The 13,219-nt window shown below is 70.9% G+C and carries 8 protein-coding genes; 6 read left to right on the plus strand and 2 right to left on the minus strand.

All coding sequences use genetic code 11. From position 1 onward, the window contains the following. The first annotated feature begins 8 nt into the window (after positions 1 to 8). Together ACRAKF_RS28445 and hflX are read left to right on the plus strand one after the other, a co-directional pair. The gene (locus ACRAKF_RS28445; protein ID WP_447040383.1) at positions 9 to 1,505 is read left to right on the plus strand and encodes a M1 family metallopeptidase; all 1,497 of its coding nucleotides are present in this window, start codon (positions 9 to 11) and stop codon (positions 1,503 to 1,505) included. A 252-nt stretch (positions 1,506 to 1,757) separates the two neighbouring features. Next, positions 1,758 to 3,248: a GTPase HflX gene (gene hflX, locus ACRAKF_RS28450; protein ID WP_447040384.1), complete on the plus strand. Its 1,491-nt coding sequence runs from the start codon at positions 1,758 to 1,760 to the stop codon at positions 3,246 to 3,248. Between the two features lie 108 nt (positions 3,249 to 3,356). Here hflX and ACRAKF_RS28455 read toward each other — a convergent pair whose 3' ends face one another. Then, positions 3,357 to 4,565: a trypsin-like serine peptidase gene (locus ACRAKF_RS28455; protein ID WP_447040385.1), complete on the minus strand. Its 1,209-nt coding sequence runs from the start codon at positions 4,563 to 4,565 to the stop codon at positions 3,357 to 3,359. 354 nt (positions 4,566 to 4,919) lie between these two features. Further along, positions 4,920 to 6,149, minus strand: a complete 1,230-nt coding sequence (locus ACRAKF_RS28460) for a trypsin-like serine peptidase (RefSeq protein ID WP_447040386.1) — start codon at positions 6,147 to 6,149, stop codon at positions 4,920 to 4,922. Positions 6,150 to 6,699: 550 nt separating this feature from the next. Here ACRAKF_RS28460 and ACRAKF_RS28465 point away from each other — a divergent pair. The 4 genes from ACRAKF_RS28465 to ACRAKF_RS28480 all read left to right on the plus strand — a co-directional run bounded on the left by ACRAKF_RS28465 (position 6,700) and on the right by ACRAKF_RS28480 (position 13,196). Next, positions 6,700 to 8,151: a diaminobutyrate--2-oxoglutarate transaminase family protein gene (locus ACRAKF_RS28465; protein WP_447040387.1), complete on the plus strand. Its 1,452-nt coding sequence runs from the start codon at positions 6,700 to 6,702 to the stop codon at positions 8,149 to 8,151. 96 nt (positions 8,152 to 8,247) lie between these two features. After that, positions 8,248 to 10,317: an IucA/IucC family protein gene (locus ACRAKF_RS28470; protein WP_447040388.1), complete on the plus strand. Its 2,070-nt coding sequence runs from the start codon at positions 8,248 to 8,250 to the stop codon at positions 10,315 to 10,317. A 36-nt stretch (positions 10,318 to 10,353) separates the two neighbouring features. Further along, entirely contained in the window at positions 10,354 to 11,142 is a 789-nt protein-coding gene (locus ACRAKF_RS28475; RefSeq protein ID WP_447040389.1) for a GNAT family N-acetyltransferase, read from the plus strand. 47 nt (positions 11,143 to 11,189) lie between these two features. Further along, positions 11,190 to 13,196 carry an IucA/IucC family protein gene (locus ACRAKF_RS28480; RefSeq protein WP_447040390.1) on the plus strand — a complete coding sequence of 669 codons (2,007 nt, stop codon included), beginning with the start codon at positions 11,190 to 11,192 and terminating at the stop codon, positions 13,194 to 13,196. Positions 13,197 to 13,219: the final 23 nt, after the last annotated feature.

Here is a 13,219-nt window from a genome sequence, read left to right on the forward strand (position 1 = left end):
GTAAGTCCATGCTGCTCACTGCCCGGGCCACGGCCGCACGGCCGAAGGCCCTCCGCACCCCCCGCGTCGCCGCCCTCGTCACGGCCGCCGTCTCCGCCGCCCTCGTCGCGGCGAGCGCTCCCTCGCCGGCCACTCCGCTCGGCATCGGCGACCCGCTCTTCCCGTACCTGGGCAACCCCGGGTACGACGTGGCGTCGTACGACATCGCCTTCACCTACCGCGGTGACAACCGCAAGCCGCTGAATGCCGTCACCAAGATCGATGCCCGCGCCACGCAGGCCCTGAAGCACCTGAATCTGGACTTCACGCACAGCAAGGTCCGCTCCGCCGCGATCAACGGCAGGACCGTCCGCTTCGCGATCAGCGGCGAGGACCTGGTCCTCACGCCGGCCAAGCCGATCGAGCCCGGCGAGCGGCTGCGGGTCACCGTTCGGCACACCAGCGACCCCGTCTCCGGCAGGGGCTCACACGGCGGCTGGCTCCGCACCGCGGACGGGCTCGCCATGGCCAATCAGGCCGCCGCCGCCCACCGGGTCTTCCCCTGCAATGACCACCCCGCCGACAAGGCGATGTTCACCTTCCGCATCACCACACCCAAGGGGCTCACGGCCGTCGCCAACGGGCTCCCGATCGCCGGACCCCGCCACCGGGGCTCCACCACGACCTGGGCCTACCGCACCCACCACCCCATGGCGACCGAACTGGCCCAGGTGTCGATCGGCCGGTCCACCGTGCTGCACCGCCAGGGCCCGCACGGCCTGCCCGTACGCGATGTGGTGCCCACCAAGGACCGCAAGACCCTGGAGCGCTGGCTGAAGAAGACGCCCGGCCAGATCGCCTGGATGGAGAAGAAGGTCGGGCGGTACCCGTTCGAGACCTACGGGCTCCTCGTCGCCCCGACGAGGACCGGCTTCGAGCTGGAGACACAGACGCTGTCCCTCTTCGAGCAGGAGATCTTCACCCATCCCGGCATCCCCGAGTGGAGCGTCGACGCGCTCATGGTGCACGAGCTGGCGCACCAGTGGTTCGGTGACAGTGTGAGCCCCCAGACCTGGTCGGACCTCTGGCTCAACGAGGGCCACGCCACCTGGTACGAGGCAGTCTTCACCGAGGAGACGAGGAAACGGCCCCTGGAGGACCGCATGCGCGAGGCCTACCGCAAATCGGACGGCTGGCGTGCCGACGGCGGGCCGCCCGCGAGGCCGACGAGACCCGCCCCCGGCAAGAAGGTCAGCCTCTTCCGGCCCGTGGTCTACGACGGCGGTGCCCTGGTGCTCTACGCCCTGCGCCAGGAGATCGGGCACGATGCCTTCGAGCGCCTGGAGCGCCAGTGGGTCCGCGTCCACCGCGACGGCAACGCGACGACCGCCGACTTCGTGCGGCTCGCCTCCCGGACCGCCGGGCGTGACCTGGACGGATTCCTCGACGCCTGGCTGTACGGGGAGAAGACGCCGCCCATGCCGGGGCACCCGGACTGGCGTAAGGCACCCACGGGCGGGAAATAGCCCGACGGGCGGGAGAATAACCCGGATGACGAGACGGGCCGTGTCGTGCAACCATCTTCAGGTTGACGGCGCGGCGGGTCGGTCTCCGGTACGGCCCGGCCGGGCTCCGGGACATCCCCTCGGGGGTATCTCAGGGCCCGCCAGGCCCGGCATCGGGAATGTCCGGGCCGCCTCGGGCGTTGTCGACTGTGACGGATCCCGCGATCCGTCCGCACTTTCACCGGCGAATCGACGAATCGACGTAAGGATCCAATGACCTCCTCTTCTTCCCCTTCCCAGGACGCACAGAGCTTCGCGCAGAACTACCCCGAAGGTCTTCGGGCCGATGCCCTGATGGAAGAGGACGTCGCCTGGAGCCACGAGATCGACGGAGAGCGTGACGGCGAGCAGCTCGACCGCTCCGAGCGTGCGGCCCTGCGCCGTGTCGCCGGCCTCTCCACCGAGCTCGAGGACGTCACCGAGGTCGAGTACCGACAGCTCCGCCTGGAGCGTGTGGTCCTCGTCGGCGTGTGGACCTCCGGGACCGTGGACGACGCGGAGAACTCCCTCGCCGAGCTGTCCGCTCTGGCGGAGACCGCGGGCGCGCTCGTGCTCGACGGCGTCATCCAGCGCCGCGACAAGCCGGACCCGGCGACGTACATCGGCTCCGGCAAGGCCCTTGAGCTGCGTGACATCGTGCTCGAGACCGGCGCCGACACCGTCGTCTGCGACGGTGAGCTGAGCCCCGGCCAGCTCATCCACCTCGAAGACGTCGTCAAGGTCAAGGTGGTCGACAGGACCGCCCTGATCCTCGACATCTTCGCCCAGCACGCCAAGTCCCGAGAGGGCAAGGCGCAGGTCGCCCTGGCCCAGATGCAGTACATGCTGCCGAGGCTCCGCGGCTGGGGCCAGTCGCTCTCCCGGCAGATGGGTGGCGGCGGCGGTGGCGGCATGGCCACGCGTGGTCCCGGTGAGACCAAGATCGAGACGGACCGGCGACGCATCCGCGAGAAGATGGCGAAGATGCGCCGGGAGATCGCGGAGATGAAGACGGGCCGCGACATCAAGCGCCAGGAGCGTCGGCGCAACAAGGTGCCCTCGGTAGCCATCGCCGGCTACACCAACGCGGGCAAGTCCTCGCTCCTGAACCGCCTCACGGGCGCGGGCGTGCTGGTGGAGAACTCACTGTTCGCCACCCTCGACCCGACCGTGCGCCGGGCCGAGACGCCGGGCGGCAGGCTCTACACCCTGGCCGACACCGTCGGGTTCGTGCGGCACCTGCCGCACCACCTGGTCGAGGCGTTCCGCTCCACGATGGAGGAGGTCGCCGACTCCGACCTGATCCTGCACGTGGTGGACGGTTCGCACCCCGTGCCGGAGGAGCAGCTCGCCGCCGTGCGCGAGGTCATCCGTGACGTGGGCGCGACCGAGGTCCGCGAGATCGTGGTGATCAACAAGGCGGACGCTGCGGACCCGCTGGTCCTGCAGCGGCTGATGCGCAACGAGAAGCACGCGATCGCGGTCTCCGCGCGCACCGGTGCGGGCATCGATGAGCTCCTGGCGCTCATCGACGTCGAGCTGCCGCGGCCCGAGGTCGAGATCGAGGCCCTCGTTCCGTACACCCAGGGCCAGCTCATCTCGCGCGCGCACGCCGAGGGTGAGGTGCTCTCCGAGGAGCACACCGCCGAGGGCACGCTGCTCAAGGCACGGGTGCACGAAGAGCTCGCCGCGGAGCTCAACCCGTACGTTCCGGCCGCGCACTGAGCGCACACAGCGAACTGGGCGCATGGAGCGCACAGCGCTGACCGAACGCGGCGAAGGCCCGCCCCTCTCGCAGGGGCGGGCCTTCGCCGTAGCAGGTGTGACGCGCGGCTACTTCGAGCCGTACTTCTCGCTCATCATGTCGTAGACCTGTTCGGCGCCCTTGCCGAGCTGTGGTCCGGCGAGCCAGGTGTTCTCGGCCGGGCCGATCGAGGTGTTCGACACGAGCTGCCTCTTGCCGTTCACCACACGGAACCAGCCGCCGCCCGAGGAACCGCCGGTCATCGTGCAGCCGATGCGGTACATCGTCGGCAGGGACGGCGACAGCGAGAGGCGGCCGGGCTTGTCCACGCACTTGTGCATCATCAGGCCGTTGTAGGGCGGAGCGGCCGGGTAGCCCCAAGCGCCCATCGAGCTCACGCTCTGCGTGGCCGGGGCCGAGAAGTCGACGGTGAGCGCGTTGCCGACGGTCTCCTCGAGGGACTTGCCGCCCTGCTCCGGCTTCACGTGCATGACGGCGTAGTCGTACGTCGCTCCGGCGCCGCCCGTGGGGCCGCCGTCGTTGATCCACTCGTTGGAGGTCGAGACCCAGTCCGCCCAGTACTGGCCGTAGGGTGCGATCTCCTGCGGGGCCGCGTTGCCCAGTTCGGCCTCGGACTTGCCCAGGTCGTTGTACGAGGGCACGAAGGCGATGTTGCGGTACCAGCCGCCGTTCTTGCCGGCGTGCACACAGTGGCCCGCGGTCCAGACCAGGTTGGACTTGCCGGGGTTGCGCGGGTCCTTCACCACGGTGCCCGAGCAGACCATCGAGCCCCCGGGGGCGTCGAAGAAGATCTTGCCGACCGGTGCCGCGTTCTCGTGGTACGGCGTCTTCTCGGGCTCCGCCCGGACCGGCGTCGGCTCGGGATCGGTGGCACCCTGGCCGGCGGCCGCGTCCTTCGAGGCGATCGTCTTGTTCGGGTCCTTCGCGTCCTTCATCCGCTCGGGCTTCCACAGGCCCTTGATGACCGGGTTGACGAAGTCGCTCGCCTCGCGCAGCCACTTGTCCTTGTCGAAGTTCTTCCAGCCGCCGTTCTCCCAGTCGGCCGGGTCGATGCCGTGCTTCTTGAGCTTGTCGACGAGCCCGCCCGGCAGCTTGGAGTCGGAACCGGCGTCGGCGTCGGGCCCGTGGGACTCGGCGGCGCTCGCCCCGTCAGCGGCCTTGTCTTCGCTCGGACCGCAGGCCGTGGCGGTGAGCGCCAGGGTCGCGGCGAGCCCGGTGGCGGCGAGTGCGACGCGCCGCCCACGGCTGCGCGCGAACGGCGCGCGAGTGGAACGCATGGTGCAGGTACCCCCGTTGGAACGTGTAATTGCCATAATCGCCATGCATGTGTCATGTGCGTGTCATGTGCGTCGGTCCGGAGTCCCGGCCGGCGCAACACCTCACTATGCCTGTGAGGTTGGGGATGAACAGCGGCGGGGTCGTGAAGGTTTCCGGCGACCCCGCCGACGTACGACGTGCGGGGAAGGAGGCGGCCCTGCGAAGCGGATACCACCGCTCCACAGGGCCGATACGGACCGCTCCGCAGCGGCTACCGGTCGCTCCTCAGGACTTGCTGGTCGCGCCCCAGTGCTTGCTGGTCGCGCCCCAGTGCTTTCTGGTCGCCCCCAGCGCTTTCTGGTCGCCCCCAGTGCTTACTGGTCGGCGAACTTCTCGCTGACCGCGCTGTAGATGCCCTTGGCCTCCTTGCCGAGGCGCGGGCCGGCCAGCCAACCGGCCGTCACCGGGCCGATGGAGGTGTTCGACACCAGGGCCGGCTTGCCGTCCTGGCCCGCGGCGACCCATCCGCCGCCGGAAGAACCGCCGGTCATGGTGCAGCCCACGCGGTACATCGTCGGCTCGGACTTGTTCAGCGAGAGCCGTCCGGGCTTGTCGGCGCACTGGAACAGCTTCTGGCCGTCGAAGGGCGGCGCCGCCGGGTAGCCGGTCGCCGTCAAGGACTTGACCTGCGGCACGGCCGGGGCGTCGAAGTCCACGGGGAGCGCCGAACCGACGGTCTCCTCCAGCGACTTGCCCTCGCTGCCCTTCTCGGGCTTCACGTGCATGACCGCGAAGTCGTAGGGGGCACCGGCGCCGCCCGTCGGGCCGCCGCCCTCGATCCACTGGTCGGAGGTCTGCGCCCAGTCACCCCACCAGACGCCGTACGGGGCGACCTCTTCCTTGGGCGCGTTCTTCAGCTCGGCGGCCGACTTGCCGCTGTCGTTGTACGAGGGGACGAAGACCATGTTGCGGTACCAGCCGCCCTTGGCGCCCGCGTGCACGCAGTGGCCCGCGGTCCACACCATGTTGGACTTGCCGGGGTTGGCCGGGTCCTTCACCACGGTCGCGGAGCAGACCATCGAACCGTCGGGGCCGTCGAAGAAGAGCTTGCCCGACGCGGGGACCTGGTCGTGGTACGGAGTCTTCACCGCGGCCGCTTCCACGGGTTCGGGCGTCGGGTCGGTGACGCCCTGGTCGCCGGAGATGTCGTTGTCGTCGACGCCCCGGTCCGGGTTCTTGTCGGTGTCCCGCATCCGCTCCGGGTCCCAGAGGTCCTTGATGATCGGATTGACGAACTCGCCGGCCTCGCGCAGCCACTTGTCCTTGTCGAAGTTCTTCCAGCCCCCGTCCTTCCACTTGTCCAGGTCGATCCCGTGCTCCTTGAGCTTGTCCTTGAGATCGGCCGGAATCTCGAACTTGTCGCCGTTGCCGCCGTCGGGCTGCGACGACGACGAGTCACCGCCGGCGTTGTCCTCGCTGGGGCCGCAGGCCGTGGCGGTCAGCACGAGCGCCGCGCCGAGCGCCACAGCGGCCGCCACGGGGGAGGTGCGGTTACGCGTGCTCCTCCCGCTCCGTGCGGTGAAGAGCGGACGTATGGGTCGCATCGAGAGATTCCCCCTGGGCTTCGTGAATCAGTACAGAAGTGCTGGTCATCGGGGTGTGCAGACACCCGTCGCCGCTGCCGCGAGCGCCCCCTTGGCCGGGAAACGTCGCGTGCCTTGGCCGATGAACGGCCCCCACACTATGCCGGTGCCATGGGGGACTGCCGACAGGAGGGCAACGGTTCCGCAACGGCAAGATCTTCGGAATCCCCCCGTGCCTCAACCAGGGGCGCCGTCGTTGGTACGTACGGGGGAGCGGCGGCCTGCGTTCATCCCTCTGCCAACTCGTGTGCTCGTCCGGCCTTTTGGGGCTCCCTGGAGTCGCCCGGTCGGGACGCGCTCGTCCCCAGCGGGAGGACCGATAGTCGTGGCCGTGATCGAGCCTGCGCCCGCGGCGGCGTCCGCAGCACTCTCCGGAACGCAAGCACTCTCCGGAACGCAAGCCCCCTCGGAACCACATGCCCCCTCGGGAACGCACGCCCCCTCGGGAACGCATGCACCCTTCGTGACGCAGTCGCCGCCGCAGTCCGCTGGTCCGGCTCATCGGGAAGCCGTGCAGGACAGCATTCTGCGGCGGCAGTCCGCGCGCGAGTCGGCCGCGCGGACGTACGCGCGTGCCCTGCCGATCGTGCCGGTGCGGGCGCGCGGCATGACCATCGAGGGCGCCGACGGGCGCCGCTACCTCGACTGCCTCTCGGGCGCCGGGACCCTGGCCCTCGGCCACAACCACCCCGTGGTGCTCGAAGCGATCAGGCAGGTCCTCGACTCGGGGGCGCCGCTGCACGTCCTGGACCTGGCGACGCCCGTCAAGGACGACTTCACCACCGAACTCTTCCGCACGCTGCCGCCCGGCCTCGCCGAGCACGCCCGCATCCAGTTCTGCGGACCCGCCGGGACCGACGCGGTGGAGGCGGCGCTGAAACTGGTCCGCGCGGCCACGGGCCGCGACGGCATGCTGGCCTTCACCGGCGGCTACCACGGGATGACGGCCGGAGCACTCGAGGTGTCCGGCAGCGCGCCCAGCGTCCGCGTCGCCCGCCTGCCCTACCCGCAGGACTACCGTTGCCCGTTCGGCCTCGGCGGGGCCGGCGGCGCGGAACTCTCCGCACGCTGGACCCAGAACCTCCTCGATGACCCCAAATCGGGTGTACCGACCCCCGCGGGCATGATCCTCGAACCCGTCCAGGGCGAGGGCGGAGTCCTTCCCGCGCCGGACGACTGGCTGCGCCGCATGCGTGAGATCACCGCCGCGCGCGACATCCCGCTGATCGTGGACGAGGTGCAGACGGGGGTCGGGCGTACCGGGGCCTTCTGGGCGGTCGAGCACAGCGGCATCGTGCCGGACGTGATGGTGCTCTCGAAGGCGATCGGCGGCAGTCTGCCACTGGCCGTCGTGGTCTACCGCGACGACCTCGACCTCTGGCAGCCAGGTGCCCACGCGGGCACGTTCCGCGGCAACCAGCTCGCCATGGCCGCGGGCGCGGCGACCCTCGCGTACGTACGGGAACACGGCCTCGCCGAGCGCGCCGCCACCCTCGGCGCCCGTATGCTGGCCCAGCTCCGGTCCCTGGCCGTGGACCATCCCTGCGTCGGCGAGGTCCGCGGCAGGGGGCTGATGATCGGCGTCGAACTGGTGGATCCGGGCCGCGACCACGGCCTGCCCGAAGGCACGGCCGAGGCCGCGACCGAAGCAGCGACCGAGCACGGCTCGCCCGCCGGGGCCTTCGACGGAGTGGCGGCCCCCGGGGTCTTCGGCGGAGTGGTGGCCCCCGGGGCCTTCGAGGGAGTGCCGTCCGCCGCCCGGCCCAGCCCGCCGGCACCGGATGCGGCCGCCGCCGTGCAGCGTGAATGCCTGCGCCGCGGGCTCATCGTCGAGCTGGGCGGCCGGCACTCCAGTGTCGTACGGCTCCTTCCTCCCCTGACCATCACGGACGAACAGGCGTCCGCGGTCCTCGACCGCCTCGCCGACGCGCTGGCCGCCGTGGCACGCCACGACCACGGATAGCCGAGAAGGGCCCGGGCCGTACCGGCTGCCACGACCCCCGGGCCCCTCTCGGCCCCGTCGCCCCTGGAGTTCGAACCACTTCCCAAGGAACCTCTCTTGAATGCCACTCCCGCTTCCGAAGGCCGCTCCCACCCACAGGCCACAGGTGCGTGCGGCACTCCGTCGTCACTGGTGGCGGAGTCCTGTACGGTCCCCCGGCAGAAGGGCGGCGGCCAAGAAGCCGAGCATCTGCACGGCACATCGACCGATCCGCTGGAGCATCCCTCCCCGTACGTCGCCGCGCAGGCCGCCGCTGTGGAGAACCTGCTGCGCTGCTGGGTACGGGAGAACGGCCTCCCCGCTCCCGACCAGGGCACCCTGCGCGTTCCGCTGGCCGCGAGCGGCACGGCCCTGCTCGTCCCCGTGCGCTACTGGTCGGCCACCGGCTTGCACCGCTTCGGCCTGCCGCGCCTGGAGGACGGCCCCGCCGGCGCCCCGCCCGCTGACGCGGTCACCGTCGCCGCGCTGCTCGGCCGTGAGACGGCTCGCCGGGAGCAGGAGGCCTCGGCCCCCCGAGCTCAGGAGGCCTTGGCCCCCCGAGCTCAGGACGCTTCGACCCCCCGAGCTCAGGACGCCACGCCAACCACCACAGCCGGCCCCGCCGTCACGGCAGCGCCGAGCGCCACCGCCGCACCGGTAGCCACAGACACCGACGGCGCTGATCTGGTCGGCCGGGTAGCCGACTCTGTGCGCCGCACCGCACAGTTCATCGCCGACCGGCGCGCCAGCCCGAGCGATGAGCCCGATCTCTTCCTCTCCGCGGAACAGTCCCTGCTTCTCGGGCACCCCCTGCATCCGACCCCCAAGAGCCGCGAGGGTCTGTCCGACACCGAATCCCGCCTGTACTCGCCGGAGTTGCGCGGCGCCTTCGCGCTGCACTGGCTCGCCGTCGACCCGTCCGTGCTCGCCTCGGACTCGGCCTGGACCGAGCGGGGCCGCACCGTCCCCGCCGACCAGCTCACCGCACGGCTCGCGGGGCCGGGGCTGCCCCTGCCGGACGGCCGCGCCGCTCTGCCCGTGCACCCCTGGCAGATCCGCGAGCTGCGCCACCGCCCCGCCGCCGCGGGCCTGCTCGACGCCGGGCTCCTCCAAGATCTCGGCCCGCACGGCACGCCCTGGCGACCCACCTCCTCCGTGCGCACCGTCTACCGCTCCGACGCGGCCGCCATGCTCAAACTCTCGCTTAGCCTGCGCATCACCAACTCCCGTCGTGAGAACCTCCGCAAGGAACTCCATCGCGGCGTCGAGGTCCACCGCCTGCTCCGCACCGGTCTGGCCGAGCAGTGGCAGTCGGTCCACCCCGGCTTCGACGTGATCCGTGACCCCGCGTGGCTCGCCGCCACCGGACCGGACGGCGCGCCCGTGCCCGGGCTCGACGTCATGATCCGGCACAACCCCTTCGGCCCCGGCGACGACGCCACCTGCGTCGCCGGGCTCGTCTCGCCCCGGCCCTCACCCCGGCCCTCGGACCGGCGCGCGGACCACGACTACCAGCCGATGCGGTCACGGCTCGCCGAGATCGTCACCAGGCTCGCCGGACAGACGGGCCACCCGCGCGGGGCCGTCGCCGCCGAGTGGTTCCTGCGCTACCTCAAGACCGTCGTCCGCCCCGTGCTCTGGCTGGACAGCGAGGCGGGCGTCGCCCTGGAGGCGCACCAGCAGAACACGATCATCCTGCTCGACCCCGACGGCTGGCCCGTGGGCGGCCGCTACCGCGACAACCAGGGCTACTACTTCCGCGCGTCCCGGCGCGCCGAACTGGAGATGCGGCTTCCCGGCATCGGCCGGCACAGCGACACCTTCGTCTCCGACGAGGTGACGGACGAGCGGTTCGCCTACTACCTCGGCATCAACAACGTCCTCGGTCTCATCGGAGCCTTCGGTGCCGAACACCTCGCGGACGAACGCCTGTTGCTCGCGGCCTTCCGTCGCTTCCTCGGCGACGTCGCGTCAGGACCCGACAGGCTGCGCACCTCCCTGCCCGCGACGTTGCTCGACTCACCCGTACTGCGCTGCAAGGCCAACCTCCTGACCCGGCTGCACGGACTCGACGAGCTCGTCGGCCCCGTCGACACACAGTCCGTCTACGTCACCATCGCCAACCCCCTCCACCCCCTTCATTCCTGAGGAACATGCCCCACTTCTTCTGACAGGAGCGATGCCGTGCCTCCTCCCGATGCGCCCACCGACGCGGGAGTCGGATCCGCCGCCGCTGCCGATGCCGATGTCGCGGACACCCTCGATCTGCGTCTGCCCGAAGAGCTGACCTCCGTGTCGGCCCACACCGGCGAGCGAACTCGACAGGCCCCCGGCATCGGCCACGGGTGGCGCGCGGCGGACGGCCTCGCCGGCATCCCAGCGCCGGACGACCTGCTCGACCGGGTCGCCGACTGGGGCCCGACCGCCACTGAGGCCGGTGTCTTCGAGCTCGTACCCGTACGCCTCGAACGTGATCTCCCGCTGATCAGCCGGTGGATGAACGACCCCGCGGTCTCGGCCTTCTGGGAACTGGCGGGCCCCGAGGCCGTGACGGAGGCGCACCTGCGTCCCCAGCTCGCGGGAGACGGGCGCAGCGTCCCCTGCCTCGGAGTCCTTGGAGGCACGCCGATGAGCTACTGGGAGATCTACCGGGCGGACCTCGACCCGCTCGCACGTCACTACCCCGCGCGCCCGCACGACACCGGGATCCACCTCCTCATCGGTGGTGTCGCCGACCGCGGCCAAGGCCTCGGCACTTCACTGCTCAGAGCTGTCGCGGACCTGGTGTTCGAACACCGTCCCGCCTGCGCACGCGTCGTGGCGGAACCAGACCTGCGCAACACCCCCTCCGTCTCCGCGTTCCTCAGCGCCGGCTTCCGCTTCTCCGCCGAAGTCGATCTTCCCGACAAGCGGGCGGCGCTGATGATTTCCGACCGGGCCCTGCGCGCAGTGCTACGACCCGATCACACTTAGTACAACTCCGCTCGACCCGATCCGGTTCCCCTCCCTGAGGAGTCCCCGTGCCGAATCCGTCAGATCCGTCCGGCAGTCCGAGTTCCCGCCCCGCCGCGGCGCTGTACGACCCACCCGAGCTGACCCAGGACAGATGGCGGGGGGTCGGACGCCGGCTGCTGGCGAAGATGATCGGCGAATTCGCGTACGAGGAGATCATCCGGCCGGAGCCGGTCGAGGAGACCACCCGGCCCACGCCGGTCGCAGAGGGCGGGGCGGCTCGCGGCGCAGGCCGCGGGGCCTCCTCCTACCGCCTGCGCATCGACCCCGCCGAGGCGGAGGAGCCCGCCGCGGCGGCCAAAGCTGGCACAGGGGCCAAGGCCGCAGCATCGTCAGAGGCTCTCGCGGCGGACGGCGGGGCCGGCGGGGACGGCGGTATCCGGCTCTCCTTCCGGGCCCGTCGAGGCTCATACGGCAGCTGGTACGTGGACCCGGACAGCCTGACCCTGGCCGACGGCGACGGCGACGGCGACGGTGACGCCCGTCCCTTCGGCGACCCCGTCAGGTTCCTCGTGCTCGCCCGCCGCACGCTGGGACTCGACGGCGCCACGCTCGGCCATCTCGTACGCGAGCTCAGCTTCACGCTCTGCGCCGACACGCGGATAGATGGCACCGCGCTCTCCTCGGCGCGGCTCGCCGACCTGGGGTACGCGGAACTCGAAGGGCACCAGACCGGCCACCCCTGGCTGATCCTCAACAAAGGGCGCATCGGATTCTCGGCCAGTGACACCGACCGCTGGGCGCCCGAGGCCCGCCGTTCCACCACGCTTCCCTGGATAGCGGTCCGCACCGACCTCGCCGTCTACCGGGGCGTCACCGGCCTGGACACCGCCCAGCAGCTCTACGCCCGCGAGCTCGCCGCCGTCACCCAGGAGTCCTTCGAGGAGTTACTCCGCGCGCGTGGGCTCGACCCCCGCGACTATCTCTACCTGCCTGTGCACCCCTGGCAGTGGGACGAGATCGTGCTGCCGCTCTTCGCCCCGTCCGTCGCCGCCGACGCCATCGTCCCCCTGGGCAGCGACGGCGACCTGCGCCTTCCCCAGCAGTCCATCCGGACGTTCCTGAACATGTCCCGCCCGGACCGTCACTCCGTGAAACTGCCGCTGTCGGTCCTGAACACGCTGGTGTGGCGCGGCCTGCCCACCGAACGCACGGTCGCCGCCCCCGCCGTCACGGCGTGGATGCACGCCCTGCGCGATGCCGACCCCTTCCTGCGCGACGAGTGCGGGGTGATCCTGCTCGGCGAGGTGGCGTCGGTCGCCGTCGAGCACCCCGTATACGACGGGCTGCCCGAGGTCCCGTACCAGTACAGAGAGCTGCTCGGCGCCATCTGGCGCGAACCGATCACGCGGTACCTCGCCCCGGACGAACGCGCGCGTACGCTCGCCTCCCTTCTGCACACCGACCCCGAGGGCAGGGCCTTCGTGGCGGAGCTCGTCGAACGCTCGGGGCTGACCCCCGCCGCCTGGCTGCGCCGGCTCTTCGCCGCCCTGCTGCCCCCGCTGCTGCACTTCCTCTACCGCTACGGCACCGTCTTCTCACCCCACGGGGAGAACGCCATCGTCGTCTTCGACGACAAGGATGTGCCCGTCCGGCTCGCGGTGAAGGACTTCGTGGACGATGTCAATGTGAGCGCCGTGCCGCTGCCCGAGCACGACTCGATGCCCGAGGACGTGCGTGAGGTCCTGCTGTCCGAGCCGCCCGAGTTCCTCACCCAGTTCATCCATTCCGGTCTTTTCGTGGGGGTCTTCCGCTATCTCGCGCCCCTGTGCGAGGAGCAACTGGGAATCAGCGAGGCCGACTTCTGGCACGGCGTGCGGACGGAGATCCTGCGGCACCAGGCGCGCGCCCCGGAGATGAAGGAGCGGTACGCGATGTTCGACCTGCTCACACCGCGTATCGAGCGGCTGTGCCTCAACCGGAACCGCCTCCACCTCGACGGCTACCGCGACCGTCCGCAGCGCCCGCACGCCGCCGTGCACGGCACGGTGCCCAACCCTCTGCACCAGCCGTGATCGCGGGATTGTCAGTGGGGCAC

The organism is Streptomyces sp. DSM 118878, from assembly GCF_052936595.1.